Below are 26,924 nucleotides of genomic sequence, written 5' to 3' on the forward strand. Positions count from 1 at the left end.
AACCACGGAGTGCCATCATGACCACCATCGCCTTCATCGGCCTCGGCAATATGGGCAATCCGATGGCAGCCAATCTCGTCAAGGCTGGATATGCCGTTCACGGCTTCGACCTGATCTCGGAAAATCTCGCCAACGCCAAGGAGCATGGCGTCGTCGCCATGGCCAATGCCGTTGCCGCGGTGAAGGAGGCCGATGTGGTCATCACCATGCTGCCGGCCGGCAAACACGTTCTGTCGGTCTATGAAGACATCGTGCCAAAAGCGAAGAAAGGCGCGCTGTTCATCGATTCGTCGACCATCGACGTCGAATCGGCACGAAAAGCCCACGCCATTGCCGCCAGACACAAGCTGCTGTCGATCGACGCGCCGGTTTCCGGCGGCACCGGCGGCGCCGCCGCCGGCACGCTGACCTTCATGGCCGGCGGCGCGAAGGAAGCTTTTGCCAAGGCCGAACCAACCCTCAAGCCGATGGCCGGCCGCATCGTCCATTGCGGCGATGACGGCGCCGGACAGGCGGCAAAGATCTGCAACAACATGATCTTGGGCATTTCGATGATCGGCGTCGCCGAAGCCTTCGTTCTGGCGGAAAAGCTCGGCCTGTCGCACCAGGCGCTGTTCGACGTCGCCTCGAACTCGTCGGGCCAGTGCTGGTCGCTGACCACCTACTGCCCGGTCCCTGGTCCGGTGCCGACATCGCCGGCCAACAATGGCTACAGGCCGGGGTTTGCCGCGGCACTGATGCTGAAAGACCTGAAACTGTCGCAGGAAGCCGCGCAAAGCGCCGGTGCGGTGACGCCGCTGGGCGCCGAGGCCGCCCAGCTTTATGCGCTGTTCAACGCCCAGGGGCATGCCGCTGCCGACTTCTCCGGCATCATAAAATTCCTGCGCGGCACCCCGGCGTAATGCATGTCGCCCAAAAGCTTGGGCTTAACCCCCAAGGGTGCGCAAAGCGTGCGCAGCAGACGCGACGCGCTTTCAGCCTCGAACTCGACCGGCTTTCGGTTTCCGGCAAGAAACGCGGAAATTTAGATTTGCTTAAACTATCGATAACCACCCGGTAACGATGTCCCTGTAGAACGGAGTGCGAGGCGGCCTATCGCAACCGCCCGGCGCTCCGGATCAGGTCTCGCGTCCCGGAGCCCGTAAGTTTCGCCAAGTGTTCAGTCAGCGAAGCGCCATGCGTATCTGGCAAAGCCGCGTTCCCGATGGAGCGCGGTTTTTGCATTTCGCATTCTTCAACGACAGTGAGGCGATCGCCCTGGCGCGTCTCCAGACGGTCGTCGGCCTGGTGGCGGCGGTCCTGACCGACGTCGACCCACAGATGGTCGAAGCCGACCGCATCCGCGCTGACGTGGAGATCAAGCGGCTTGAGCGGACATCATTGAAACCTTCTGATTTCCAAGCCGTTATCGCCGGTATGTCCGGGGCTAAATCCAAGCCGAAATCGGTCTCCAAATCGCGCGATGCCGAGAAGTCGCGCCAGGAGAAGCAATCGACTGTCGAAGCCGCGTCTGAGATCGTCGGCGCGGCCCCGCCGCCGCTGGAGTTCGTCGAACCCGATCCGGAGCTGACCCCTGAGGAGGCCGAGCAGGCGCGCAAGAGATACTTGCTGAGGCGTTTCTGGATCAGCGCGCGCGGTTACTGGGGCCGCGGAGGCGATAGGCGGGCTTGGCCGTACACGATCGGGTTATTGCTCCTGATCGTCATCAATGTCGGCTTCCAGTATGGGATCAATGTCTGGAATCGCGCAATTTTCGATGCCCTTGAGCAACGCAATGCGCGCACCGTCTATGTCCTGAGCGCCGTTTTCGTGCCGCTCGTGCTCGGAAGCGGAAGCCTTGTCGTTGCACAGGTCTTCCTTCGCATGACGATGCAGCGCCGCTGGCGTTCCTGGCTCACCAACGCGGTCATCGCGCGGTGGCTTGCAAGCGGCCGCTACTTTCAGTTGAACCTCGTCGGCGGCGACCACCAGAACCCTGAAGCACGCGTCACGGAGGATTTGCGGATTGCCACCGAATCCCCGGTCGACTTCATCGCCGGTGTCATCAACGCGTTTCTGGCGGCCTCGACCTTCATCGTGGTGCTCTGGACGATCGGCGGCGCCCTGACCCTGACGATCGCAGGATCGACGGTGACCATTCCCGGCTTTCTCGTCATCACCGCGGTGCTCTATGCGGCGATCACATCCACCTCGATGGCGGTCATTGGCCGCCATTTCGTCCACCTCTCCGAGGAAAAAAATCAGGCGGAAGCCGAATTCCGCTACACGCTGACGCGCGTGCGGGAAAACGGCGAGAGTATCGCATTGCTCGGCGGCGAGGAGGAAGAGCGTAGCGGCATAGACAAGACGTTCGCCTATGTGCTCAGGCAATGGGCGCTCCTTACAGGTCAGCACATGCGCACAGCGCTGGTATCGCAGGGGGCGAGTCTGTTTGCGCCTGTCGTGCCGGTTTTGCTTTGCGCTCCAAAGTTTCTCGAAGGCGGCATGACACTTGGCCAGGTCATGCAGGCTGCCTCTGCCTTTGCCATCGTGCAGGGCGCGTTCGGATGGCTGGTCGACAACTACCCCCGTCTCGCCAATTGGAACGCCTGTGCACGGCGCATCGCCTCGCTGATGATGTCGCTCGACGGGCTCGAGCGCGCGGAACAGAGCAACACGCTCGGACGCATAAAGCGCGGCGAAGCTGCAGGCGATGCGATGCTCAGCCTGAACAATCTGTCCGTGTCGCTCGACGACGGCACCGCCGTGGTCAAGGAAACCAAGGTCGTGATCGAATCAGGCGAGCGGGTGCTCGTCGCCGGCGAATCCGGCTCAGGCAAGAGTACGCTGGTGCGGGCCGTCGCAGGTCTGTGGCCGTGGGGCGGCGGCAGCGTCAACATCCACGCCGACAGACGGCTGTTCATGTTGCCGCAACGGCCTTATGTCCCCACCGGGACGCTTCGCCGTGCAGTCGCCTATCCAGGCGCCGCCGATCGCTGGACGCTGGACGAGATCAAGGCTGCCCTCGACAAGGTCGGGCTCGATTATCTGAATGACAAGATCGAGGACGACGCGCCATGGGACCAGACCCTCTCGGGTGGCGAAAAGCAGCGGCTCGCCTTCGCGCGTCTTCTGCTGCACAGCCCCGATATCATCGTGCTGGATGAAGCAACGTCAGCACTCGATGAAAAGAGCCAGGACAAGATGATGGAGATGATCGTTCACGAATTGCCGAAGGTCACCATCATAAGCGTGGCGCATCGCGCCGAGCTGGAAGCCTTTCATAGCCGCAAGATCACATTGGAGCGGCGCGAGGGCGGCGCAAAGCTTGTCAGCGATATCGATCTTGTCCAGCGCAAGAGAAGACGGAACTTGCTTGAGCGATTTATGCGGCGGCGGCGCGCCGTACCTAAGCGCAGCACGACCTTGAGCAAAGCGGCGCTGCCCGAGACAAAAAAGTGAAATCCGCCGATCGGGCCTCGGTTCTTGGTGAGCGGCTCCTCCGGCTGGCAGAATCCGGCATTCAAACGCCGGGCGTCCGGCCGCAGGACGCCCGGCGATCCTTCTACCTTATTGCTTGCGCAAAATCGGCCTGCGCCAGATCAAGCGCCTTGGCGATGCGGCCGCAGGCCATGTCGATCGTCTCGCGCGTCCAGATCAGCGGCGGCGACAGGATCATCGTATCGCCGGTGGCGCGCAGCATCATGCCCTGGGCAACTGCGTGGTCTCGGACGGTCACGGCCGCGCTCCCGGCGGGCAGGAAGCGCGCCTTGGTCGCCTTGTCGCTGACGATCTCGATCGCCCCCATCAGGCCGATCGAGCGCACCTCGCCGACCAGATCGTGACCGCCGACGTGCTCCTGCAGCGCCTTGGCGAAATAGGGTCCGGTGTCGTTCTTGACCCGATCGACCAAACCTTCCCGCTCGATGATCTCGAGGTTCTTCAGCGCCACGGCGCAGGCCACGGGGTGGCCGGCATAGGTATAGCCGTGATTGAACTCGCCGCCCTTCTCGACCAGCGTCGCGGCGATGCGGTCACCGACCAGCAGCGCCGACAGCGGCTGATAACCGGAGGTCAGCGCCTTGGCGGTGGTGATGGTATCGGGCTCGATTTCGAATGTCTGAGCTGCGAACCACTCGCCGGTGCGGCCATAGCCGGTGATGACCTCGTCGAGCATCAACAGGATATCGTATTTGCGGCAGATGCGCTGCACTTCCGGCCAATAGCTCATCGGCGGTATCTTCACGCCGCCTGCTCCCATCACCGGCTCGCCAATGAAGGCGGCGACCTTGTCGGCGCCGGCTTCGAGGATGGCATCCTCGACGGCCTTGGCCGCGCGCAGGCCGAAATCATGGTCGCTTTCGCCGGGCAGAGCCAGCTCATAGGCATAAGGCATCATCACATGGACGATGTTGGGAACCGCGCCGTTGAGCTGCTTGTGCATCGGCTCCATGCCGCCCAGCGACGTGCCGGCGATGGTCGAGCCGTGATAGGCGCTCTTGCGCGAGATGATGCGGTTCTTCTCCGGCTTGCCTTCCAATGCCCAATAGTGGCGCACGAGGCGCAGCGCCGTGTCGTTGGCCTCCGAACCGGACGAGCCGAAGAACACCTGGTTGACATGCTTCGGCGCCAGTTCCGCCAGCTTTTTGGCCAGCAGCACCGGTGTCGGGGTCGAGCATTTGAAGAAGGAATTGTAGTAGGGCAGTTCCTTCATCTGGGCGTAAGCGGCGTCGGCCAGCTCATCGCGGCCATAACCGATGTTGACGCACCACAGCCCAGCCATGCCGTCGAGGATTTCCGTGCCTTCGGAATCGTAGATGAACGGCCCGTTGGCGTGGGTGATGATGCGTGAGCCGGCCTCGCGCATCTCCTTGTGGTCGGTAAACGGATGAAGGTGATGCGCAGCATCGATCTGCTGAAGCTGCTTCAGCGAATAATTCTGATAGGTCATGTCTGATCTTCCTCTTGAACCAATCCGGCAATTGCAGACAATCCGGCAATTGCAGCGGGGGCGGATTCGTCAGAGGAAGGCGGGCGGCGAATAGCCGATGCGGGCGCAAAGCCGCAAAAGCTCGGCGCGAAGCGTGCGCGGCGACGGCGTCACCGCCACCCCAAACGCGCATGATGCCTTCATCCAAGCCATGCAGCATCTTAGGCGGTCTGATGCGATCAGTTCAAGCCGTTCCGTCAAGCCGTTCCGGTCAGCGCCCGTTGCAGGAAGACATACTTCATCGCCGCCTGTGCCGCTTGCGGCCGGCGATCGCCGCGCCCGCCATGGCCGCCCTCGGTCTCCTCGAAAAACAGCGTCTTCGCGTGGCCGGCAGCCTGCAGCCGCGCCGCCATCTTGCGCGCATGGCCGGGATGGACGCGGTCGTCGGCGGTCGATGTCGTCAGCAGCACCGGCGGATAGGCGGCATCGGGCTCGACATGCTGATAAGGCGAGTAAGCCGCCAGCGACGCGGCCTCTTCCGGCTTCGCCGGATCGCCATACTCGGCCATCCAGGATGCGCCGGGCGGCAGCTCGGTGTAGCGCAGCATGTCGAGCAGCGGCACGTCGATGATCACCGCACCGAAAAGCTCGGGATGCTGGGTCAGCGAAACGCCGGTCAGCAAGCCGCCATTCGAGCCGCCCTGGATGCCGAGCGTCGCCGGCGTGGCGATGCCGCGTTTCACCAGGTCTTGCGCGACCGCGGCGAAATCGTCGAAGGCGTTCTGGCGATTGGCCTTGAGCGCGGCCTGATGCCAGTTCGGACCGAACTCGCCGCCGCCGCGGATATTGGCCTGCGCATAGGCATTGCCCTTTTCCAGCCACAGCCGGCCGCGCACGCCGGCATAGCCGGGCAGCAGCGGCACTTCGAAGCCGCCATAGCCGTAAAGCAGCGTCGGCACCGGCCCGTCCTGGTCGCGCCGCCTGACGACGAAATAAGGGATTTTGGTGCCGTCCTTCGAGCGTGCCTCGAACTGTTCCGAGACCAGCGACGACGCATCGAAACGCGCCGGCTGCGATTTCACGGTTGTCAGCATCGCTGCATTGTCGTCCGACCAGATGATCGAGCTCGGCGTCAGGAAGTCGGTGAAGGAGAAGGACACGCTGGAGCCGAAACGCTCGGCGTGGCTGATGCCGACACTGCCGTTGTCGGGCAGCGCCACTGGCTGCAGCGACCAGCCGCTGCCGCTGCGATCGCAGGCGACGACCTTGCCGCGCACATTGTCCATCAGATTGATGAACAACCGGTCCCGCGTGCGGGCAATGCCGGCAATCGAGACACGATCCGCCGGCTCGAGCACGGTCTCGACAGGTCCGAGCGCATTGGTCTCGATCCAGCGCGCGAAGTCCAGCGAATAGAGGCCATCAGGTTTGCACAGCGTGCCGTCCGGCGCCGTCCACGGGCTGCGCACTCCAAAGACGAACTGATCCCTGAACAGCACCGCGTCGGTCACGTCGTCCGGCAACGGGATGCGCCTGTTTTCACCGGAGGGCAGACGCAGAAAACTGTGCGAGGCAAAGAAATCGAGCGTCCGGGTCAGCAACAGATGACGCTTGTCGCCGTCGAATTCGAGGGAACCGCCGGCGGCGAGATCCTGCTTCTGCGCCTCAAAAATCGGCGTCGCATCCTCCAGCCTGGTGCCGCGCTGCCAAAGCTTGACCACGCGCGGATAACCGGACTGGGTTTTTTCGTCCTCTTCGAAGGCAGCCGAGACGATGACCGTGTCCTTGTCCAGCCAGTTGAAGCCCGACTTCGAGGCAGGAGCACGAAAGCCGCCCTCGACAAAGGACTTGCTGTCAATGTCGAATTCGCGCATTTCGCTGGCGTCGCCACCATCCGGCGACAGGCTGAGCAGGCAGCGGCTGAAATCGGGGTAAAGCCGGCTGGCGCCGCTGAACACCCATTTCACACCCTCCTTGGCTGACAGACTGTCGAAGTCGATGATCGTCTCCCATTCCGGCTTCTCGGTCTTGTAGGAAGCGACCGGAGTGCGCCGCCAGAGGCCGAGCACGTTGGTCTTGTCCTGCCAGAAATTATAGACGTGGCCGTTGAGCGCAGACCCGACGGCAATGTTGTCTTCGGCCGTCATCAGGTCCAGTGCGGTTTGGAAGCAGGTCTGGTAGGATGGATCGCCCTGCAACTCGGCGACCGTGATCTCGTTCTGACGGTGAACCCAGTCGAGCGTTTCCTTGCCCGTTCTGTCCTCCAGCCAGAGAAAGGGATCCTCAGTCGCCGAATTGGGACGCGCCTTTGTGTTCGAACTGGTCATGTGGTCTCCGATAAATTCGTCAAGGCTCGGCAACGTCGTCTTGCCACTATCGGTATTCAACTTGGAACGCAAAAGGAGCCATTGCGCTGTTGGCCTCCTAAGGTGGGGCCGCCTGCCGCCCGCAGGCCACGAGGGAATCCATGCAACATCTGTACATTGCCAAAGAGAAGTTCGGTCCTTTCAGCGGCACTGCGTGGACCATGTACATAAACTGGTCCGGCCTCACCCAATTAAGCGAGGTCGTCTCACTCGATGGAATGCTCGGGCCGGTCGCGCTGGGACAGGTAAAGACAGTTACTGGCCCCATATTGTTAACGAGGACTACATGCTCGATTTCTTTGTGGACCTGGACTTCCTCCTTTCGGAGTTGGCCGATCCGGGCGATTTGAATGTCCTCAATGTGATCCGAAGACCGTCGGTTGACGTGCGTTCACTCGACTGGAACGGATTTACCTTCCTGGGCTACGACCTGTTGGATCAAGACGTCTCCATAAGCGCTTTGTCCAACTGCGGAGGATTTCCTGACGTGTTTGCGAACACGGAACTGTCCGATGTTGGATTGATACCCGATTTTGATCGTGCCGTTGAAATTCGAGACCTTCTACGCAGGATGCATCCCTCTGAACACCATGCCGAGTGTGATTTATGGGCGATTTCCAGATGGCAAGGAAATGAAGGCACCCCGCAATTGTATTAATGCATGTCGCGCAAAAGTGTGCAGCGGTTTTGCGATAACGACATGCAAAAACAACAACCTAAAGCGCGTCGCATCAGACGCGACGCGCTTTAGACCGCTCGCCCCCGCAATACGGTTGTGACCGCCAACGCCAGACAAATGGCGCCAAGCGTGATCGGCAGGCCGTCCGCACCGAGAATATCCATGGCGCCGCCCGCCAGCGGCGGCACGGCGATGCCGCCGACGCCCCACATTAGCGAGAAGGCGGCGTTGCCGGCGACCAGTGCCGAGCCGGTGAACCGCTCGCCAAGCTCGATGATCGACATCGTGTAGATGCCGTAGGAAACCGCACCCCAGACAAACACGCACGGCCAGATCAGCGGCGTCTCGATGAGAACCGGCAACAGCACGCATCCAAGCACCGTTAGCGATACACAGATAAATCGCACCAGACGCGCCGTCAGCCGTTCCGCCAGCAGGCCGAGCGGCACCTGCATGGCGATGTTGCCGGCGATCATGACAGACAGCAGCGCCGACATGCGCGCCTCCGCGATGCCATAATGCGCTCCGTAGACCGGCAGCAGTGCCAGCACCCCCTGTTCGAAACCGGCGGCCACCACCACCGCCGACAGCAGCAGCCATGCCATCGGCATGAACCCCATCACCGAAACCTGGTGCCCGGCTTCATCGACCTTTGGCAGCCGTCCCAGCACCAGCGCCAGGCAGGCGCCGCAAAAGACGAATGCGGCGATGCCGACGAGAAACGGCGGCCATCCTTCGGTGCCGACCGCAAGCAGGCACAGCGGGCCGGCCGCGAAACCTGCCGAAATGACTGTAGAATAGATGCCCATCACGCGACCGCGGCGCGCCGGAGGCGCCAGCGCGATCACCCAGATCTCGCTCAGCACATAGAGCGGATTGGTCACCACGCCGATCAGGAAGCGCAGTGGAAACCAGAGATAGACATTTTGCGTCCAGCCGATCAGCGCCAGCATGATCGCGGAAAGGGCCGCGCAGGTCAGCGCCGTGCGCCCTGCCCCGAACCGGCGCGCCAGCGCCGGGATAAGCGGCGACGAGACGATAAAGCCGACCGGCGTCATTGCCGCCGACAGGCCGATCATGGCCGGCGAGACGCCCTGGCGCTGCAGGATGAAGCTCAGCAGCGGGTAGCTCAGCCCTTGCGCGATGGCGAACACCGAAACGGTGGCGATCACGCCGGTGATCGCCGCCCACTGCATTGTCTGGTCGCTGTTCTGTTCCGCCCGGTCCATGATCCGCACCACGAAACCTGCACGATTAGCGTTTCGGCGGCGTGCCGGGAAGCACCGGCGGCAGGAACCGCTTGCGCCAGCCAGAGCATGCCTTGTTAAGGAATCCGCGACGCCATTCAGGCCACTACGGAAAATACCGGGCAATCGCCCCCTTCCTGCCCTCCGCGTAAGGCTTCAGCCACTTGTCGTCGATGGAGAGCCCGTCATTGTCCGACGGTCCGTCTCCAATCGTTCTGCGCCAGGCGCGGAACTTGTAGTGGTCGAACACGTCGAGCATATGCACCGCAAAGGCCGCAGCGAACGTCTTGTCGCCTTCGACGATCACCATGTTCTCGTCGTTTTCATAGGACGCCTTGTAGCCAAGGTTGTGGCTGCCGGCGATGACGGTCGCATTATCGGCCATCGGATCGATGATCACGATCTTGTCGTGCACGATCGCATGGCCGACGGTCAGCACTTCCGCCTGGAAATCCCGCGCAACGGAGGCCTCCGTCAGGTTGGCCGCCCTGACGATGGAGACGTTCGGCGCCTCCCAGACCTTCTCCGGAAAGACGAATGGCGATTTGCCGTCCTTGTTCGATTTGTTGGTGACTGGATCCCGGGTCGGAGCAACATAGTTGGGCATGGCGGTGTGATCGCTGATTGCGCCCTGCACGATCAGCTTTGGATTCGCCGTCGCCGCCGCGACCGCCTGATCGATGACCGAATTGTTGCCAAGCCGCGACGGATTGAACACGAGAAAGAGCACCGCCTGCTTCGCCGCCTTGATCCGTGCGAAAACATCTTCGAGATCGACAGGCCGCACCGAGATGTCCTTTTTGCTGCGGTCGGGATCGTTTGGCGAGAACCAGATGGTTGTCCCATCGACATGGTTCGGTGTGCGATTCTTCAGGCGAAACGGCCTGCCTTGCTTCTGCGCCACACGTCCGGCGGCGCTATCGCTCGCCGGCGGCGGGAACACGTCGGCCTTCATCCGTTCCCAATAGGCATCGAACACTTCGGCCATGGCAGGGTCGTCGCGGATGAAGGCGTTGTTGGACTGTCCGCAAATGCCCGTCGACGTCCAATTGGTGCTGCCGGTCATGACCGCTTGCGGATTGCCCTGGGCGTCGCGATAGACGGCAAACTTGTTATGGCCGATATGGTTGTTGTTGAACAGACGATCGGTCAGCACGACGCCGGCGTCGCGCAGCCGCTTTCTGAACGGCGCGTTGCCCGCGTCCCAGGCCTTGGTTTGTTCATCCCTGCCCGAATTCGACAGAATGACGTCGACGACGTTCTTGGCGTCGATGATCGCGTCGCACAACTCGTCATCGCCAAGCTCGTAGAGGGCAAGTCTGACAGTGCCGCCCTCGGCCTTGGCCCGTTTCATCAGGCTGGTGAGCACATCCGGAACCTCGCCGTGAAGATAGGCGCGGATCTTGCTGCCGGGACGCTGAAGCTCGGCCCTGATCTTGTCGCGCTGCCCGACCTTGATGCCGGCGTCTTCCAGCGCTCGCGACAGCCATTGCGTCGAGAGCACGCCGTTGGTGAAGGCGAGCCGCGCCTTGCCGAACATCGATCCCAGGAAGATGGTCGGGCTGACGGCGCCTTGTCCGAGATAGCCGAGCGGCCGAGCCGCTCCGGTATAGGCTTTCTCGGGCCGCACCGGCACCGGATCGAGGCCGGGCCGCATGTCGCCGACTGGACGCACCCGGTAGGCGACCAATTCGCCATCCGGCCTGATTTCGACGCTGTCGCGGCGCCGCCGCACCGTAAGATCGCGCCAGAATGTCTTCTGCACCGGCCAGACGCCGGTATCCTGCGGAATCCAGTCCTTGTTGCGTTGCCCCCGGAAAGGCACCCAAGACGCCAGACAGCGTTCCTCGCCGGTCCCGGGATAGATGCGGACGATCTCGAAGCCGAGACAGCCGTCCATCATTCCGTCAATATCCCAGGCAATGAAAGCGACTTCGTTGTTGGTCGCTGCACGCACGCTGATAACATCCGACACGGAAATAGTCTCCCTCAAGACGGTTTGTATTAAATGTACTTACTCAATATGACGTGATCGCAACGTGACATGTTTCACAGTTCGGGCACAGATCTGGATTCGCCTTGGTGCGTCCGGCTGGCGAACGTCCATGTCGCTTCCCTCGTCCTAGTGGTCGCCGCCTCCGCAATGGCGGGACGGCGGTCGGTCCATTATGCCGCCGCACCGTCGCAGCGTACGAGGACTATCATGACCGCCGCCCTTCATCCCGCCGAACCGGCATTGGCAAACGACCGCGCCCGTCGCGGCGGCCGCGCGGGCAAGCGCGCCGGCGCAGCGGCGGCGTTCGAGCAGCCGCCTTTCCGTCAGCTGAAAATCCCGCTGACGCCGACCAGGCTGGTCTCCGACGACGAGCTGGAATCGATTCACCTCGCCTCGCTGCGCGTTCTCAGGGAAATCGGCGTCGACGTGCTTCACGACGAGGCAAGGCGCATCATGAAGGCGCATGGCGCGGATGTCCGCGAAGGCAGCGAGCGGGTGCGCTTCGACAGCGACATGATCCTCGAGCTGGTTTCGCACTGCCCGTCGGAATTCACCATCCATGCCCGCAATCCGGCGCACAATGTCCGCTTCGGCGGCGACAACCTGATCATCTCGATGATGGCGTCGGCGCCCAATTGTTCCGACATCGACCGCGGCCGCCGGCCGGGCAACCAGCAGGACTACCGCAACTTCCTCAAGCTTGCGCAGGTGCATAACATCTTGAACTGCACGGGCGGCTATCCGGTCGAGCCGATCGATATCCATCCGTCCGTCCGCCACCTCGAATGCATCCGCGATCTGAGCGTGCTCACCGACAAGGTGTTCCACATCTATTCGCTCGGCAAGGAGCGCAATGTCGACGGCATCGAGATCACCAGGATCGCGCGCGGCATCAGCGACGAACAGCTTCTCGAACAGCCGTCGGTGTTCACCATCATCAACACCAATTCGCCGCTCAAGCTCGACGTGCCGATGATGGAAGGCATAATCCAGATGTCGAGCAAGGGCCAGGTCGTCATCGTGACGCCGTTCACCCTGTCGGGCGCCATGGCGCCGGTGACCATCGCCGGTGCGCTGGTGCAGCAGAATGCCGAGGCACTGTCCGGCATTGCCTTCGCCCAGATGGTGCGCAAGGGCGCGCCCGTCGGCTATGGCGGCTTCACCTCCAACGTCGACATGAAGTCCGGCGCGCCGGCCTTCGGCACGCCGGAATACATGAAGGCGCAATTGGTCGGCGGCCAGCTCGCCCGCCGCTACAACATCCCCTACCGCACCTCCAACACCTGCGCCGCCAACACGGTCGACGCACAGGCCGCCTATGAAAGCGTGTTCTCCCTGTGGGGCGCCATACAGGGCGGCGGCAATCTGATGATGCATGCGGCCGGCTGGCTGGAAGGTGGCCTGCGCTGCTCCTACGAGAAGACCATCCTGGACATCGATCTGCTGCAGATGGTGGCGGAGTTCCTGACCCCGCTCGACCTCTCCGAGGAGGCCCTCGGCTTCGACGCCATCCAGTCCGTAGGTCCGGGCGGCCATTTCTTCGGCACCCAACATACTCAGGACCGCTACAAGACCGCATTCTATTCGCCTATCATCTCCGACTGGCGCAATTTCGAGACCTGGGCGGAAGCCGGATCGCCGACAGCTATCGAAAAAGCCAATCGGGTATGGAAGGAGCGGCTGGCCTCCTATGAAGAGCCCTACATGGACCCGGCTATCCGCGAGGAACTCGACGCCTTCGTCGACAAACGTCGGTCCGAAGGCGGCGCGCCGACTGATTTTTGATCATCTGCATTGATTTGATGAACAGGCGACTCCCACTCCGTCGAGCTCCGCTCGACACCTCTCCCCCGATCGACGGGGTAGAGGAAGGGCGTGAGATTATTCCAGCCAGCGCCCTTCCTCGCTTTGCTTTCACGCCCCGCCCACTCGATTCAATCTCTTCAAAAACGGAACTATCTTCATGAAATCTCATGCAAAAGCGGTTGTCATCGGTGGCGGTGTCGTCGGCTGCTCGGTGCTTTATCATCTGGCCAAGGCCGGCTGGACCGACATCATGCTGATCGAGCGTTCGGAGCTCACCTCCGGTTCGTCCTGGCATGCGGCGGGCGGCTTCCATACGCTCAATGGCGATCCCAATGTCGCCAAGCTGCAGGCCTATACGGTGCAGCTTTACAGGGAGATCGAAGAGCTTTCCGGCCAGTCCTGCTCGCTGCACCTGACCGGCGGCGTGATGATGGCCGACACGCCGGAGCGCATGGACTTCCTGCGCCTTGCTCACGCCAAAGGCCGCTATCTCGGCATGGACACCGAGCTGATCACGCCGTCAGAGGCCAAGGCGATGTTCCCACTGATGGACGAGACCAATTTCGTCGGCGCCATGTGGGATCCGGTCGAGGGCCATCTCGATCCTTCCGGCACCACCCACGCCTACGCCAAGGCGGCCAGGAAGCTCGGCGCCGAAATCGTGCTGCGCAACCGCGTCGTCGAGCTGATGCAGGAGGTCGACGGCACCTGGAACGTCGTTACCGAGCAAGGCACGGTCAAGGCCGAGCATGTCGTCAACTGCGGCGGCCTGTGGGCGCGCGAGATCGGCCGCATGGTCGGCGTCGAGCTGCCGCTGCTGGCCATGGAGCATATGTACCTGTTGACCGAGCCGATGCCGGAGGTCGAGGAATTCAACAAGTCGACCGGCCGCGAGATGATCGGCGTTATGGACTTCAAGGGCGAGATCTACACCCGCCAGGAACGCAACGGCATCCTGCTCGGCACCTATGAAAAAGCCTGCAAGCCGTGGTCTCCGGTCAACACGCCGTGGGATTTCGGCCATGAATTGCTGCAGCCCGACATCGACCGCATCGCGCCGTCGCTGGAAATCGGCTTCAAGCATTTTCCCGGCATCGAGAAGGCCGGCATAAAGCAGATCATCAACGGTCCCTTCACCTTCGCGCTCGACGGCAATCCGCTGGTCGGCCCGGTGCAGGGCCTGACCAATTTCTGGTGCGCCTGCGCCGTCATGGCCGGTTTCTCACAAGGCGGCGGCGTCGGGTTGGCATTGTCGAACTGGATGGTCCATGGCGATCCCGGCTTCGACGTCTGGGGCATGGACGTCGCGCGCTTCGGCGAATGGGCGACGCTGCGCTACACCAATGCCAAGGTCCGCGAAAATTATTCGCGCCGTTTTTCCATCCGCTTTCCCAACGAGGAACTGCCGGCGGCACGCCCGGCCCAGACCACCCCGCTTTACGACACGATGCTGGCCAACAACGCCGTCATGGGCGACAGCTGGGGCCTCGAAACCCCGCTCTGGTTCGCCCCGAAAGGCACCGAGCCGAAGGACATCGTTTCGTTCCATCGCTCCAACGATTTCGGGCCGATCGGCGAGGAAGTGCGCGCCACCCGCGAGAAGGTCGGCGTCACCGAGATCGCCAACTTCGCCAAATACGAAGTCTCCGGGCCGGGATCGGAAGATTTCCTCAACCGGCTGATGACCAACCGCATGCCGAAGACCGGCCGCATTGTGCTGACCCCGATGCTGAACGAGTTCGGCAGGCTGATCGGCGATTTCACCATCGCCAAGGCGGGCGAAGAGCGCTTCATGATCTGGAGCTCGTCGGCGGCGCAGAAGTATCACATGCGCTGGTTCGAGAAGCACCTGCCGAAGGATGGTCCAGGGGCGTCACAGGTCCGCATTCACCGCTTTGACCAGACGCTGGTCGGCTTGTCGATCGCCGGGCCGAAATCACGCGACTTGCTGCAGAAACTGGTTGACGCCGACATCTCGACCAAGGCCTTCCGCTTCATGGACTTTCGCGAGATGGCGGTCGGCGGCGCGCCCTGCATGGTCAATCGCATCACCTATACCGGTGACCTCGGCTACGAGATCTGGATGGCGCCGGCCTACCAGCGTCTCGTCTACAAGGCGATCAAGGATGCCGGCGAAGAGTTTGGCCTGGTCGATTTCGGCATGCGCGCCCTGCTCTCGATGCGCCTGGAAAAGAATTTTCCGACCTGGTTCCGCGAACTGCGCCCGATCTACGGGCCGTTCGAGGGGGCGATGGACCGCTTCGTCAAGCTGGAGAAGAACGACTTCATCGGACGCGACGCGGCAGCCAGGGAGCAGGCAGAAGGGCCAAAACTGCGCCGTGTCTCCTTCATCGTCGATGCCGCAGACGCCGACGTCATGGGCGACGAACCAATCTGGGCCAAGGTCGGCGGCAAGGACTACGGCACGGTGGAAAAGCCGCACGGCTATGGTGCGGCGCGTTTCGATACGGACGGCAAGGAAGTGCGCGGCTCGAGCGCCGCGAAAGGCGCTTCGGCCGTGCGCGGCATCGTCGACGGCGACTGGCGCGTCGTCGGCTGGGTCACCTCCGGCGGCTATGCCCATTATATCAAGAAATCGATGGCGCAAGGCTATGTGCCGGCGGCCTTGGCCGCGGACGAGAGCGCCGGACTGTTCGAGATCGAGATCCTCGGAAGCCGACGACCAGCCCGCATCAATGTCGAGCCGCCTTTCGACCCGAGCGGCGAGAAGATGCGGGCCTGAAAGCATTGGACCCAAAGGCCCGCCCTCGGGCCTGACCCGCGCGGCCGATTGATATCGGGAGGATAGGAAAATGAGCGATCCGGGCGTCGAGCGACGGTTCGGTCGTCATCGCAGGATCGCGCCATTCGAGCCAGACGAAGCAGGCTCAATCGATGCGTTGCGCCTGAAGTCGCGGCAGAAGGCCGCTGAACTCAACCAGCATGTGCTTGGCTACGGCGCACTGGCGGAAGCCGAGTGGCACGCCGCCGGCATTGCTGCTCCCGACCTGCCCGCCATGCGCCAATACCGGCTCGACCGCATCCGCGCCGAGCTGAAGCGCCGCGGCTATGCGGGAGCCTTGCTCTACGATCCGATCAACATCCGCTATGCGACCGACTCGACCAACATGCAGCTCTGGGTCGCACACAATCCGACAAGACATTGCTTCGTTGCCACCGAAGGTCCGGTGGTGCTGTTCGACTATTTTTCCTGCGAGCACCTTTCCGACCACTCCGGCGTCGTCGACGAGGTTCGGCCGGCAGTGTCATGGATCTATCTCTACAGCGGCGAACTCACCGAGCAAAAAGTCCGCCGCTGGGCCGCCGGGATCGCCGATCTGGTCAAGCAGCATGGCGGCGGTATCGGCCGCATCGCCGTCGATCACATCAATCCCGAGGGCGTCGAAGCGCTCGCCCGCCTCGGCATCTCGATCGGCAATGGCGAAGCGCTGATGGAAAATGCACGCCTGATCAAATCGCCCGACGAAATCCTGGCCATGCGCCGGTCGATCGTCGCCTGCGAGGCGGCGATGGGCGAGATGGAAGCAGCATTGAGGCCAGGAATTTCCGAAAACGAACTGTGGGCCGAACTCCACCGCGGCAACATCGCGCGTGGCGGCGAATGGGTCGAAACCCGGCTGTTGACGTCCGGCCCGCGCACCAATCCCTGGTTCCAGGAATGCTCGTCGCGAACGATCGCAGCCGGCGATCTCGTCGCTTTCGATACCGATTTGATCGGCCCTTACGGTTTCTGCGCCGACCTGTCGCGCACCTGGCTCTGCGGCGACACCGAGCCATCCAACGAGCAACGCGAGCTGTTTCGCATCGCCGCCGATCAGATCGCCCACAACATCGGCCTGATGCAGCCGGGCACATCGTTCCGCGATCTTGTCGAACGCTCGGCGGTGCCGCCCGCAGATTGTTTCCCGGCGCGTTACGGCGTGCTCTATCACGGTGTCGGCCTGGCCGACGAATACCCGACGCTGCCGCATGCCATCGACTGGACCAACGACACGCCCGACGGCGTGCTTGTGTCGGGCATGGTGCTTTGCGTCGAGAGCTATATCGGCCGGCTTGGCGGACGCGAGGGCGTCAAGATCGAAGAGCAGATCCTGATCACCGAAACCGGCAACGAGCAGCTTTCGACCTATCCGCTCGACGAGCGGCTGCTCGGCGACTGATTTTTATGCGGTCGCCGCGACCGCCTCGCGCAGCGCCTCCACGATCTTTTCCGGTGTCGTTCTGGCAGTGATGAACGGCAGGCCCTTGCGCCGCGTTGTCCAGCCGACGACTGTGACCGCTTCCGCTGCCGGCTCGAAGCGCCGCGCATTGGCCCAGCTCTGGCAGTCGATGGCCGCGACATCGGCCTTGCCCTCGGCAATGGCGACGATCGAGGCGCGGTGGCCACCGCTTTCGCTGCGCTCGGAGAAGATGTCCAGGCTTTCGCCCAGCGCCTCCAGGTCACGCGCCGGCGCGATAATGCCCGACATGGAATCGAGGCTGTTGAAGGTAAAATGCTTGCCACGCAGGACATCGAGCGGGATGAGCGGACTGCCGTCGGACGGTGAGCCAACCGTTGGCGCTTCACCTGCACGCATCACCAGCGCGCTCGAATAGAGTTCACCCTGCCCGCCCTCGAACGCGTCGTAACGCGGCTGGCCGACCAGTTGAACATGCGTCGCCAGCCCGAGTTCCATCGGACCCCAGCAGGTCTGTGCGAACAGCAGCGCCGGATGCAGCCAGAGGCCGAAAAAATCCAACTCGTCCGGCGGCAGCGTCGCCGGATCGGGCGCCATGACCTTTCCGGCGGCGTCGCGGATGCCGCCTTCCACAGGCCGCAGATCGGCATTGACGCGAGCGATGGTCTGCGGCGCGTCGATGCCTTTTTGCCGGAAGGCATCACGCAGCCGCGCCCATTGGGCGTCGACCTCGCTCCGCATTTCAGACCAGTCGTACATCGGCAAGCCGGCAACGAAATCGCTCATGCCGGGACTTTGATCGATACGCTGAGAAAAATTGACGAGGCCATTGACGCGCACCTGGGCATCGCTGCCGGCAATACCCAAAAATTCATTCTTTCGGCGGCTCGGCCGGTACCGGCGCACTGCCAAGCCCATTGAGGCTGCGCGCCCTGACGCGCGGCTTGAACGCCCGGCCCGGTTCCGGCGTGCGCCGCAGCACCGGGTGGACGATCGGCTCCTTGGCCTTGAAGGCATATGCCTTGAGCAGCGCGAAATAGTTCGGATAGGCATAGCCATTGTTCATCCGCAGCCACTCGTCACGGCGCTCGCGAAACAGCTTCGGCAGCCGATACCAGGCCACCGTCGGGCTCTTGTGATGAACGAAATGCAGATTGTTGTTGAGGAACAGGAACGACAGCGGCGAACGTTCGACGATCACCGTACGGCCTTCCGGATGCTCCGACCACTGATGCTCGGCGAAGGTGCGGATCGAGATCAGCGACTGGCCCAGCCACACCGGCACCAGGATGTAGAGCCATAGCGGGATGCCGAAGCCGAACTGCACGACCGGCAGCACCACGGCGAGGCCGATGGCGTGCAGCAGCCATGCCTTGCGGATCACCTTGTCGCCGGCAAGCATCTGCCTGGCATCGTCGATGAAGAAGCCGGTGCACGACAGCCACGGGCCGAGAATGAGCCGGCCGATCATGGTGTTGTTGATCTTCAGCAGGAACTTCATCGCCGGCGGCAATTCGTCATGGTGCCACAGCGCCTTGTAGTAGCTTTCAGGATCGTCAAGCGGATCGGTCAGCCGTTCGTCGGCATGATGGCGCAGATGAATGGTCTTGAACCGCCGGAACGGCCAGACAAGACCAATCGGCAGGAAGACGAAAGCTTCGTTGAGCTGCGTATTGCGGGTTGGATGGCCGTGCAGGACTTCGTGCGCCAGCGAGGATTGCAGCGCCGCCATCAGGGCCAGGACGACGAGCGCCAGCAGCGGATAGGACGGCCACAGGAACAGGCCGGCTGCGAGCCAGGTGCCGTAGCAGAAAAACGCGAGGAAGACGGTCGGCCATTCGATGGCCGGTGCATTGCGTCGTCTGTTACTCCTGCTCGTCATGGATCGACCACTGCCCTTCCAGTCGCCGGAACCGTTTTGATTCCTGACAGCATTGTGTCAGGAGCGTCGTGATGCTGCAACGCGACAAAGCGCACAAAATGTTGCGATTGCGCATTTTCAGCCGCATGTGTTATCTATTGTAAACAGACTTGAGGATTCATTTACGCCCAAAGTGCCACGTTTGCGGGTTCGGCGAATTTTTTTTCTCCCAATGGCTGGAATGACGACATGGACAAACGCGACCTGTCGACGGTCTTTCGGGAGCGCCTGAAAATGCTCCTGACACGATCGGATCTGAACCAGTCCGCTTTCGCGACTGCGGTGGGCATCGACCGCTCGGCGCTTTCGCAGCTGCTGTCCGGCACCTCGACACGCCTGCCCCGCGCCGAAACGCTGCTCAACATCGCCGCCGAATTCAAAGTGTCGCTCGACTGGCTGCTCGGCCTCAGCCAGGACGAAGGCGTCACCGGTGAAATCCGCGAGAGCCTGGAGATCGAGGAAGCGCCTGACGGCTTCGACCGCACGCTGCTGGCCAGGTGGCATGCGGAGGCCGCCGGCACGAAAATCCGTTACGTGCCGGCCGGCATTCCCGATCTTCTGCGCACCGAAGCGCTCGTCGATTACGAGGCTGGTATCACCAACAAGAGCCGTGAGGCCCAGGCCGGCGAGACGCAGTACCGCATCGACTACAACCGGCGGCCGGAAACCGACATGGAAGTCTGCATGCCGCGCCACACGCTGGAGATCTTTGCGCGCGGCCTGGGCGTCTGGGACCGTTTCCCTGAGGCCGCCCGCCACCAGCAGCTTCTGCACATGGCGACGCTGCTCGACGACCTTTATCCCACCTTCCGCCTGTTTCTCTATGACGGGCGGATGCGGTATTCGATCCCCTACACCATCTTCGGGCCCTATCGCGCCGCCATCTACGTCGGCGACATGTATCTCGTGCTGAACGCGACCCAGCCGGTCCGCACGCTGACCAGCCATTTCGACAATCTGATCCGCGCCGCCAATATCAATGCGCACGAAGCAGCCAGCTTCACGCAAAGGCTGGCGGAAATGCGATTTTGACGGCTTGCGTCCTGCACCAACATTGACGCCATATAAAGATTTCTTTATATCCTTATCTCGACAAAGAATCCCGGAAGGCGTATTTCCAATGACCAATCCAATTGACGCGCTGCTTGCCGAAAAGGGCGTCCTGCTTGCCGATGGCGCCACCGGCACCAATCTGTTCGCCATGGGGCTCGAGGCCGGCGAGGCTCCAGAGTTGCTGAACGAAACGGCGCCGGACACCATCACCAGCCTGCACCAGAACTTCGTCGATGCCGGCGCCGACATCATTCTCACCAACTCCTTCGGCGGCACCCGCCACCGGCTGAAGCTGCATCATGCGCAAGACCGCGTGCATGCGCTGAACAAGCGCGCCGCCGAGATCGCCCGCGCTGTCGCCGATAAAGCAGGCCGCAAGGTCATCGTGGCGGGCTCGGTCGGCCCGACCGGCGAGTTGCTGGTGCCGCTCGGCGCCATGACCTATGACGAGGCGGTCGAGGCCTTTGCCGAACAGATCGAGGGCCTGAAGGCCGGCGGCGCCGAAGTCGCCTGGATCGAGACCATGTCGGCGCCGGACGAAATCCGCGCCGCAGCCGAAGCCGCGATCCGCGTCGGCCTGCCCTATACCTATACCGGCTCCTTCGACACCGCCGGCCGCACCATGATGGGGCTGTTGCCGAAGGACATCCATGGCGTCGCCGATGGGCTGCCGCAGGCGCCGCTCGGTGTCGGCGCCAATTGCGGCGTCGGCGCCTCCGACATCCTCGCTTCACTGCTCGACATGACCGAGGCGAAGCCGGAGGCGACGGTGATCGTCAAGGCCAATTGCGGCATTCCGGAATTCCGCGGAGCCGAAATCCATTATTCCGGCACCCCCGAACTGATGGCCGACTATGTCAGGCTGGCCGTCGATGCCGGCGCCAAAATCGTCGGTGGCTGCTGCGGCACCTCGTTCGCCCACCTCGCCGCCATGCGCAGGGCACTCGATGCGCACACAAGGTCGGATCGCCCGACCGTCGAAAAAATCGTCGAGCGCATCGGCCCGATGCGCAACAAGCAGGCGACGGTCAACACCGTCGAGACCAGCGAAGCCCGCCGCGAGCGCCGGCGCAGCCGCGCCTGACGCAATTGAAAAAGGCCGGCAAGGTTTTCCCTGCCGGCCTGCCTCACCGCCCATCGGTCGGTTTTCCGTATCAGAACGATCCCATCTGAGGAAAACCGGCCGTCACACCCACTACCGGTTACCGCCGAGCGCCGAGGCAAGGCGCACCAGCGAGAGGAACTCGGACCGGTACCCGAACGGGTCGGCTCCCCGGGCGGCAGTGGCAATCTCGATGATCTTGTCGTAGCCGAACTTCGCGGTCGCATCCTCGTCGCGCAGCTTCTGGCCAAAAGCTGCGACGGCAACGGAGAAGCGCTGGTCGATGCTGGCCTGGTCGAAATCAGCCACTTCGTTGGCCGATGTCACCGGCGTGGTGATCAGCTTCGAGGCATCCCCGTTCGGCAGCTTGTAGCGGATCTTGACGAAGGCATATTCGTCGGCATTGGCGACGCCGCCATTGCTCACGGACGCCTGGCCGTAGCGCAGCGGATCGATCTTCTGGCCGCCGCTGCCGTTCGGCGTGATCTCGTAGATCGCAGTGACCGAATGGCCAGAGCCGATCTCGCCGGCATCGACGCGGTCGTTGTTGAAATCCTCGCGATTCAAGGCGCGGGTCTCGTAGCCGATCAGCCGGTATTCCGAGACTTTTTGCGGGTTGAACTCGACCTGGATCTTCACGTCCTTGGCGATGGTGAACAATGTCGAGGACGCATCCTCGACCAGCACCTTCTCCGCCTCGGCCAAAGTGTCGATATAGGCGGCGGTGCCGTTGCCGTTCTGGGCGATGGCCTGCATCATCTGATCGTTCAGGTTGCCGCGGCCGAAACCGAACACCGACAGGAACACCCCGGTCTTGCGCTCCTTTTCGATCAACCGCTTCAGATCGTCGTCGTCGGTCTGGCCGACATTGAAGTCGCCGTCCGTCGCCAGCATCACGCGATTGATGCCGTCGTTGACGAAGGATTTCTGCGCCAGCCGATAAGCTTGCCTGATACCTGCCTCGCCGGCCGTGCTGCCGCCGGGCGCCAACGTGTCGATGGCATTGAGGATCTTGTCCTTCTCCGAAACCTTCGTCGGCTCCAGCACAGTGCCGGCATCGCCCGCATAGGTGACGATCGAGACGGTGTCGTCCGGCTTCAATTTGTTGACCAGAAGCCGGAAGGCCGACTGCAGGAGCGGCAGCTTGTCCTGCTCGTTCATCGAGCCCGACACGTCGATCAGGAAGACCAGGTTGGCCTTGGGCTGCTCGGCCGGCTTGGCGTCGAAACCCTTGATGGCGACATGCATCAGCCTGGTGTGCTCGTTCCACGGCGTCGGCATGACGCTGACGGTCGAGTTGAACGGCGTCGAGGCAACGTCCGGACCTTTCCAGTGATAGGGGAAGTAGTTGATCATCTCCTCGACGCGGACGGTGTCGGCCTGCGGCAAAGCACCTTCCCTGAGCGAGCGCCGCACGAAGGAATAGGAGGCCGTGTCGACATCGATCGAGAAGGTCGAGACCGGGTCTTCGAGCGCGACACGCACCGGATTGCTCTTGAAATCCTCGACGCGGTCGCGGTTTTGCTCTGGGAGCGGCATCTGGTCAGCTGGGGCGGTCGAAGGCTGAGCCATCAACTTGGATTCAGCGCCCTGCATGCGGCCAGCCTGCGTGGCTCCGTCGGCTTTCGGAGGAGAATTAGACATCATCACTCTGCCAGACGGCGCAGCTCCACCATCCTGTGCGAACTCACCTTTCGGCGCAGGTGCCGGCTCGGGCGCCGCATTGCGGGCCAGAGCGTCCTGCTGCGCCAACCCGCCGGCAGCCGATTGTGGCTTCGGCGGCGATGCCGGCGCGACAAGCGCCTCGGCTGCGACGCGGTTTTCGGCGTCGGCATCGGCTTTCTTCCGCTTGTCGGCCTCGGCTACGGTGAGCGGCCTCACCGTTGCCGGCGCTTTAGCCGCTGGTTTATCGGCCAGCGTTTCGGTGATCTTCTCGTTCCCACCGGAATAGAACGGCTGCTCCTGCAGCATATAGATCGTGGCGTATCCGGCGATCGGCAGGGCGACGAGCCCGGCAATGGCCGGCGTGGCGAAGAGTTTCTTTTGCATGATTTCGCTCCAGAGCTTTTGTGCTCGCTCTGTGAGACGAAGCCCTTTCGCCGATCCTTGGGCGGCAGGTGAAGTTTTTTCGCCCATGTCGTAGGCACGCATGGCCGCCCCTAAGGCACGCCCCTTCGCCGCGGTACCGGGCGGCGGTGCTGCGATGTCGCGCAGCCTGTTGAGTTCGTTGTCGTCGACCATGATCACACTTCCCCGGCTGAAAGCATGAGCGCCTTCAACCGTTTCTTCGCTTCATGGATGTGCCAGGAAACCGTCGTCTCCGAGATGCCCATCGCCTCGGAAGCGAGTGCGTGGCTCAACCCTTCGCCATAGACGAGCAGCACTGCATCGCGCTGCTTGTCCGGCAGCATCCGCACCGCCACCCAAAGCGCCTCGGCTGGATCTTCGGGCTCGGCCGGGGCCTCTCCCGAGATCAGCTCGTAAGCCCCATAGGCTTCGGTCTTGATCGCCTCGCGGACGCTCTTGCGCATCATGTCGCGTGCCCCATTCAGCGTCATGGTGTAGAGCCAGGTGGTGAAGGCGCCGCTGCCATGATAGTCGCGGATCGCCCGGCCGAGCCGGACGCAGACTTCCTGGGCGATATCCTCGGCATCGGCCTTTTTCCCGCACCAGCGATAGGCGGCGCGATAGACGAAGTCATAGTGCCTTTCGAGCAATTTGCCGAAAGCCCCCCTGTCACCGCCCTTCGCACGACCGATCAGCTCGGCGTCGGAGGCTTCGCTTTCATCCAGCATCATCGCCATCATTTGCCTGTTGGACGAAGGCTAATGGCGATTCCTTGGGATGATGGAAGGATTTTTTTGCAGGGCGGTCAGATGACCACCAGCGGGCTATCGGGGTCGCGATGCGGTGTTCAAGTTTCGTGCGGCATTCGGCGACGCTACAGGCCCGCGAACGCGACCATGTGAAAGGCTTGAACCTGTGGCGAATAGCGATAGGCCGCGCCGTAGGGACAGGCGTTGCGGTCGAGACAACCGCCGGTTCGGCAAGCCGCGCCGTTGTGCCCACGTACATGCGCCAGACATGTTCCATGCGCGAAACCATCCGCAGAATAGGCATCGACCGGACAGGATTTCAGGCAAGGTTTGTCGACACATGCATCGCAAAGGTGAACCACTTCGCGAGTTTCCCCAAACGCAATCTCGTCCTCGAACAGCAGCGCGCCGCGATAGGCGTGCCAGAGCCCGTATTGCGGATGCATGAGGATGCCGAGCGGCGACGGTTTCAGACCCTCCGCCTGCATCGCCCATTGCTGGAACGGCAGATACGGTCTGTCGGACGGCGAAACGGCGCGCGCGCCGAATGTCTTCGCCACTGCGCCGATCACTTCGCGCGACCATGCATCGAGCGGATCGGCAACAGTTTGCGATTGGCCTTCCCGCCAGCGCAGAAAATGCGGCCACAGCGCGGCGCCCGCCTGCCCCACCAGCAGGACGGATCTGGCGGCAGCGCCGGAGAGACCGGAGGGTGTTTCCTCACCGCCTGCAAAATTGAAGCCGCCGCGCAGGATGAGGCCGTGGGCGGAAAGCGCCGCCGCTGTATCTTCGACCATGCTGCGCTCAAGGATCATCCCTTCCTGTCCGGCTCGGAGAAGGCGCTCCGCCAGACTTCCTTGTGGATGATGTTGGCGACTTTAGCCCCGCCTGACTCGGGCTCCTTTCAAGTGAAGGCGTCGGCCATCGACGCCTTCTTGCTGGCGATGAAGTCCTTCAGCCCATCGTCGATGCCCTGATCGAGATGCGGCGCCTCGTAGCTTTCCAGCCAGCGGCGGGCGAGTTCGTTGGCGCGCTGCGGTGCCGACTTTTCGCCTTCGGCCAGCCACTGCTCGTAGGAATTGTTGTCGGCGATGCTGGAACGGTAGAAGGCGGTCTGGAAATTGGCCTGGGTGTGGTCACAGCCGAGATAGTGGCTGCCCGGGCCGACCTGGCGGATGGCATCCATCGCCTGGCCGTTCTCCGACAGGTCGACGCCTTCGGAGAACTTCTGGGTCATGCCGAGCTGGTCGATGTCCATCATGAACTTTTCGTAGCAGGAAGCGAGCCCGCCCTCGAGCCAGCCGGCCGAGTGCAGCACGAAATTGGTGCCGGCGAGGATCGTCGAGTTCAGCGTGTTGGCGCTCTCATAGGCTGCCTGCGCGTCCGGGATTTTGGAGGCGCAGAGCGAACCGCCGGTGCGGAACGGCAGGCCAAGCCGGCGCGCGAGCTGCGCCGCGCCATAGGAAACCAGTGACGGCTCCGGCGTGCCGAAGGTCGGCGCGCCAGACTGCATCGAGATCGACGAGGCGAAGGTGCCGAACAGCACCGGTGCGCCCGGCCGGATCAGCTGAGTGAACGACGCGCCAGCCAGCACTTCGGCCAGGACCTGGGTCAGCGTGCCAGCGACCGTCACCGGGCTCATTGCGCCGGCGAGGATGAACGGCGTGACGATACAGGCCTGGTTGTGGCGCGAATAGACTTTCAACGCCCCCAGCATGGTCTCGTCGAACACCATCGGCGAGTTGGCGTTGATCAGGCTGGTCAGCACCGTGTTGTTCTCGACGAAATCGTCGCCGAACACGATCTTGGCCATCGCAACCGTATCTTCGGCGCGCTCCGGCGCGGTGACCGAGCCCATGAACGGCTTGTCCGAATATTTGATGTGGCTGTAGATCATGTCGAGATGGCGCTTGTTGACCGGCACGTCGACCGGCTCGCAGACCGTGCCGCCCGAATGGTGGATCGACGGCGCCATATAGGCGAGCTTCACGAAATTCCGGAAATCATCGATCGTCGCATAGCGCCTGACGCCGTCGAGGTCGCGCACGAAGGGCGGGCCGTAGACCGGTGCGAAGACCGTGGCGTTGCCACCAATCTGCACCGAACGTTCGGCATTGCGGGCATGCTGGGTGTAGACGGACGGCGCGGTCTTTAGAAGTGAGCGGCAGAGCCCCTTCGGGAAGTGCACGCGCTCGCCCTTGACGTCCGCGCCGGCCTCTTTCCACAGCTGCAGCGCCTCGGCGTCGTCGCGAAAGATGATGCCGATCTCCTCGAGCACCGTGTCGGTGTTCTTCTCGATCAGCGCCAGCCCTTCCTCGTCCAGCACCTCATAGACGTTGATCTTGCGCTTGATGTAGGTGAGCTGGGTGCCGGGGCCGCCACCCGACCGCGCCGCCCGCCGGGCAGCGGCACCACCACTGGCGGCGCGCCCGCGCCGCGCGTTTGACGCTTCCTGGTCGACCGGCGCGTTCTCACTCATGATCGTTCTTCCCTGACTTTTGTTCTGGCACAATTATTACGGCCGCATATCGCGGCTTCTGGCCGGATCGTAGTCATGCACCCTATTCGAAACGGCCCGCCAGCGCCAACGCCTGTCGCAAAATCGACAAGAATTCCAATAGATTTGCAGTCGCTTTCCTTTTGCGGGAAGTCGCAAATCAGCTATGGACGCAAGCCTGTAGCGGGTTAGGTATTGACGTGATATCTGAGGCCCCGCAATTGCATCTGTGCGCAAGGAGCTGGATTAAAAATGGCCGACGACGAGATCATCCTTTCCGAGCTTTCCGACGACGAACTCGTGCAGCAGATGCACGACGACCTTTATGACGGG

At 62.5% G+C, this 26,924-nt stretch carries 19 protein-coding genes and 1 pseudogene; 9 read left to right on the forward strand and 11 right to left on the reverse strand.

The features are described 5' to 3' along the window. Positions 1-17: 17 nt before the first annotated feature. Together mmsB and AC0L3H_RS25125 are read left to right on the forward strand one after the other, a co-directional pair. Entirely contained in the window at positions 18-902 is an 885-nt protein-coding gene (mmsB, locus tag AC0L3H_RS25120) for a 3-hydroxyisobutyrate dehydrogenase (protein WP_473587244.1), read from the forward strand. Between the two features lie 514 nt (positions 903-1,416). Beyond that, positions 1,417-3,441, forward strand: coding sequence for an ABC transporter ATP-binding protein/permease (locus AC0L3H_RS25125; protein WP_473587261.1), 2,025 nt, complete (start codon positions 1,417-1,419; stop codon positions 3,439-3,441). Positions 3,442-3,544: 103 nt separating this feature from the next. On the opposite strand, the gene AC0L3H_RS25130 is transcribed toward AC0L3H_RS25125, so the two are convergent. The 3 genes from AC0L3H_RS25130 to AC0L3H_RS25140 all read right to left on the reverse strand — a co-directional run bounded on the left by AC0L3H_RS25130 (position 3,545) and on the right by AC0L3H_RS25140 (position 7,236). Next, on the reverse strand, positions 3,545-4,930 hold the full coding sequence (locus AC0L3H_RS25130; RefSeq protein WP_473587245.1) for an aspartate aminotransferase family protein: 1,386 nt from the start codon (positions 4,928-4,930) through the stop codon (positions 3,545-3,547). Positions 4,931-4,999: 69 nt separating this feature from the next. Then, on the reverse strand, positions 5,000-5,122 hold the full coding sequence (locus AC0L3H_RS25135; RefSeq protein WP_091599613.1) for a capsid protein: 123 nt from the start codon (positions 5,120-5,122) through the stop codon (positions 5,000-5,002). A 44-nt stretch (positions 5,123-5,166) separates the two neighbouring features. Further along, the gene (locus AC0L3H_RS25140) at positions 5,167-7,236 is read right to left on the reverse strand and encodes a prolyl oligopeptidase family serine peptidase (protein ID WP_473587246.1); all 2,070 of its coding nucleotides are present in this window, start codon (positions 7,234-7,236) and stop codon (positions 5,167-5,169) included. A 325-nt stretch (positions 7,237-7,561) separates the two neighbouring features. On the opposite strand from AC0L3H_RS25140, the gene AC0L3H_RS25145 reads away from it, so the two are divergent. After that, positions 7,562-7,933 carry a hypothetical protein gene (locus tag AC0L3H_RS25145; RefSeq protein ID WP_473587247.1) on the forward strand — a complete coding sequence of 124 codons (372 nt, stop codon included), beginning with the start codon at positions 7,562-7,564 and terminating at the stop codon, positions 7,931-7,933. Between the two features lie 89 nt (positions 7,934-8,022). Here AC0L3H_RS25145 and AC0L3H_RS25150 read toward each other — a convergent pair whose 3' ends face one another. Together AC0L3H_RS25150 and AC0L3H_RS25155 are read right to left on the reverse strand one after the other, a co-directional pair. After that, a complete protein-coding gene (locus tag AC0L3H_RS25150) occupies positions 8,023-9,183 on the reverse strand; it encodes an MFS transporter (RefSeq protein ID WP_473491347.1) in 1,161 nt (386 codons plus the stop codon). Positions 9,184-9,307: 124 nt separating this feature from the next. Then, positions 9,308-11,176: a phospholipase D-like domain-containing protein gene (locus AC0L3H_RS25155; protein WP_473587248.1), complete on the reverse strand. Its 1,869-nt coding sequence runs from the start codon at positions 11,174-11,176 to the stop codon at positions 9,308-9,310. 228 nt (positions 11,177-11,404) lie between these two features. On the opposite strand from AC0L3H_RS25155, the gene AC0L3H_RS25160 reads away from it, so the two are divergent. From AC0L3H_RS25160 to AC0L3H_RS25170, 3 genes are all read left to right on the forward strand, one after another. Then, positions 11,405-12,982 (forward strand): trimethylamine methyltransferase family protein, encoded by a 1,578-nt coding sequence (locus AC0L3H_RS25160; RefSeq protein WP_473587249.1) that lies wholly within the window; start codon positions 11,405-11,407, stop codon positions 12,980-12,982. Between the two features lie 178 nt (positions 12,983-13,160). Then, on the forward strand, positions 13,161-15,746 hold the full coding sequence (locus AC0L3H_RS25165) for a GcvT family protein (RefSeq protein ID WP_473587250.1): 2,586 nt from the start codon (positions 13,161-13,163) through the stop codon (positions 15,744-15,746). Positions 15,747-15,816: 70 nt separating this feature from the next. Next, the gene (locus AC0L3H_RS25170; protein ID WP_473587251.1) at positions 15,817-17,184 is read left to right on the forward strand and encodes a M24 family metallopeptidase; all 1,368 of its coding nucleotides are present in this window, start codon (positions 15,817-15,819) and stop codon (positions 17,182-17,184) included. 3 nt (positions 17,185-17,187) lie between these two features. On the opposite strand, the gene AC0L3H_RS25175 is transcribed toward AC0L3H_RS25170, so the two are convergent. Beyond that, on the reverse strand, positions 17,188-17,988 hold the full coding sequence (locus tag AC0L3H_RS25175; RefSeq protein ID WP_473587262.1) for a phosphate/phosphite/phosphonate ABC transporter substrate-binding protein: 801 nt from the start codon (positions 17,986-17,988) through the stop codon (positions 17,188-17,190). A gap of 85 nt (positions 17,989-18,073) precedes the next feature. After that, positions 18,074-19,084, reverse strand: a complete 1,011-nt coding sequence (locus AC0L3H_RS25180) for a fatty acid desaturase (protein ID WP_473587252.1) — start codon at positions 19,082-19,084, stop codon at positions 18,074-18,076. A 228-nt stretch (positions 19,085-19,312) separates the two neighbouring features. Here AC0L3H_RS25180 and AC0L3H_RS25185 point away from each other — a divergent pair, with 228 nt between their 5' ends. Together AC0L3H_RS25185 and bmt are read left to right on the forward strand one after the other, a co-directional pair. Then, positions 19,313-20,155 (forward strand): helix-turn-helix domain-containing protein, encoded by an 843-nt coding sequence (locus AC0L3H_RS25185; RefSeq protein ID WP_473587253.1) that lies wholly within the window; start codon positions 19,313-19,315, stop codon positions 20,153-20,155. An 88-nt stretch (positions 20,156-20,243) separates the two neighbouring features. Then, positions 20,244-21,260, forward strand: coding sequence for a betaine--homocysteine S-methyltransferase (gene bmt / locus AC0L3H_RS25190; protein ID WP_473587254.1), 1,017 nt, complete (start codon positions 20,244-20,246; stop codon positions 21,258-21,260). A gap of 111 nt (positions 21,261-21,371) precedes the next feature. Here the strand turns inward: bmt and AC0L3H_RS25195 are convergent, their stop codons facing one another. From AC0L3H_RS25195 to AC0L3H_RS25210, 4 genes are all read right to left on the reverse strand, one after another. Then, positions 21,372-23,519 carry a vWA domain-containing protein gene (locus AC0L3H_RS25195; RefSeq protein WP_473587255.1) on the reverse strand — a complete coding sequence of 716 codons (2,148 nt, stop codon included), beginning with the start codon at positions 23,517-23,519 and terminating at the stop codon, positions 21,372-21,374. A 2-nt stretch (positions 23,520-23,521) separates the two neighbouring features. Then, on the reverse strand, positions 23,522-24,082 hold the full coding sequence (locus AC0L3H_RS25200; RefSeq protein WP_473587256.1) for an RNA polymerase sigma factor: 561 nt from the start codon (positions 24,080-24,082) through the stop codon (positions 23,522-23,524). Positions 24,083-24,219: 137 nt separating this feature from the next. Further along, positions 24,220-24,891 (reverse strand): hypothetical protein, encoded by a 672-nt coding sequence (locus AC0L3H_RS25205; protein ID WP_473587257.1) that lies wholly within the window; start codon positions 24,889-24,891, stop codon positions 24,220-24,222. 107 nt (positions 24,892-24,998) lie between these two features. After that, on the reverse strand, positions 24,999-26,573 hold the full coding sequence (locus AC0L3H_RS25210) for a trimethylamine methyltransferase family protein (RefSeq protein ID WP_473587258.1): 1,575 nt from the start codon (positions 26,571-26,573) through the stop codon (positions 24,999-25,001). A gap of 270 nt (positions 26,574-26,843) precedes the next feature. On the opposite strand from AC0L3H_RS25210, the pseudogene AC0L3H_RS25215 reads away from it, so the two are divergent. Then, positions 26,844-26,924, forward strand: a pseudogene (locus AC0L3H_RS25215) (cobalamin-binding protein); the annotation flags it as partial.

The organism is Mesorhizobium sp. WSM4816, from assembly GCF_055811535.1.

Excerpts from the sequence above, each read along its gene's own strand:
- mmsB (WP_473587244.1), top strand. The coding sequence starts at position 18 with ATGACCACCATCGCCTTCATCGGCCTCGGCAATATGGGCAATCCGATG.
- AC0L3H_RS25125 (WP_473587261.1), top strand. The coding sequence starts at position 1,417 with ATGTCCGGGGCTAAATCCAAGCCGAAATCGGTCTCCAAATCGCGCGAT.
- AC0L3H_RS25130 (WP_473587245.1), bottom strand. The coding sequence starts at position 4,930 with ATGACCTATCAGAATTATTCGCTGAAGCAGCTTCAGCAGATCGATGCT.
- AC0L3H_RS25135 (WP_091599613.1), bottom strand. The coding sequence starts at position 5,122 with ATGGCTTGGATGAAGGCATCATGCGCGTTTGGGGTGGCGGTGACGCCG.
- AC0L3H_RS25140 (WP_473587246.1), bottom strand. The coding sequence starts at position 7,236 with ATGACCAGTTCGAACACAAAGGCGCGTCCCAATTCGGCGACTGAGGAT.
- AC0L3H_RS25145 (WP_473587247.1), top strand. The coding sequence starts at position 7,562 with ATGCTCGATTTCTTTGTGGACCTGGACTTCCTCCTTTCGGAGTTGGCC.
- AC0L3H_RS25150 (WP_473491347.1), bottom strand. The coding sequence starts at position 9,183 with ATGGACCGGGCGGAACAGAACAGCGACCAGACAATGCAGTGGGCGGCG.
- AC0L3H_RS25160 (WP_473587249.1), top strand. The coding sequence starts at position 11,405 with ATGACCGCCGCCCTTCATCCCGCCGAACCGGCATTGGCAAACGACCGC.
- AC0L3H_RS25165 (WP_473587250.1), top strand. The coding sequence starts at position 13,161 with ATGAAATCTCATGCAAAAGCGGTTGTCATCGGTGGCGGTGTCGTCGGC.
- AC0L3H_RS25170 (WP_473587251.1), top strand. The coding sequence starts at position 15,817 with ATGAGCGATCCGGGCGTCGAGCGACGGTTCGGTCGTCATCGCAGGATC.
- AC0L3H_RS25175 (WP_473587262.1), bottom strand. The coding sequence starts at position 17,988 with ATGAGCGATTTCGTTGCCGGCTTGCCGATGTACGACTGGTCTGAAATG.
- AC0L3H_RS25180 (WP_473587252.1), bottom strand. The coding sequence starts at position 19,084 with ATGACGAGCAGGAGTAACAGACGACGCAATGCACCGGCCATCGAATGG.
- AC0L3H_RS25185 (WP_473587253.1), top strand. The coding sequence starts at position 19,313 with ATGGACAAACGCGACCTGTCGACGGTCTTTCGGGAGCGCCTGAAAATG.
- bmt (WP_473587254.1), top strand. The coding sequence starts at position 20,244 with ATGACCAATCCAATTGACGCGCTGCTTGCCGAAAAGGGCGTCCTGCTT.
- AC0L3H_RS25195 (WP_473587255.1), bottom strand. The coding sequence starts at position 23,519 with ATGGTCGACGACAACGAACTCAACAGGCTGCGCGACATCGCAGCACCG.
- AC0L3H_RS25200 (WP_473587256.1), bottom strand. The coding sequence starts at position 24,082 with ATGGCGATGATGCTGGATGAAAGCGAAGCCTCCGACGCCGAGCTGATC.
- AC0L3H_RS25205 (WP_473587257.1), bottom strand. The coding sequence starts at position 24,891 with ATGGTCGAAGATACAGCGGCGGCGCTTTCCGCCCACGGCCTCATCCTG.
- AC0L3H_RS25210 (WP_473587258.1), bottom strand. The coding sequence starts at position 26,573 with ATGAGTGAGAACGCGCCGGTCGACCAGGAAGCGTCAAACGCGCGGCGC.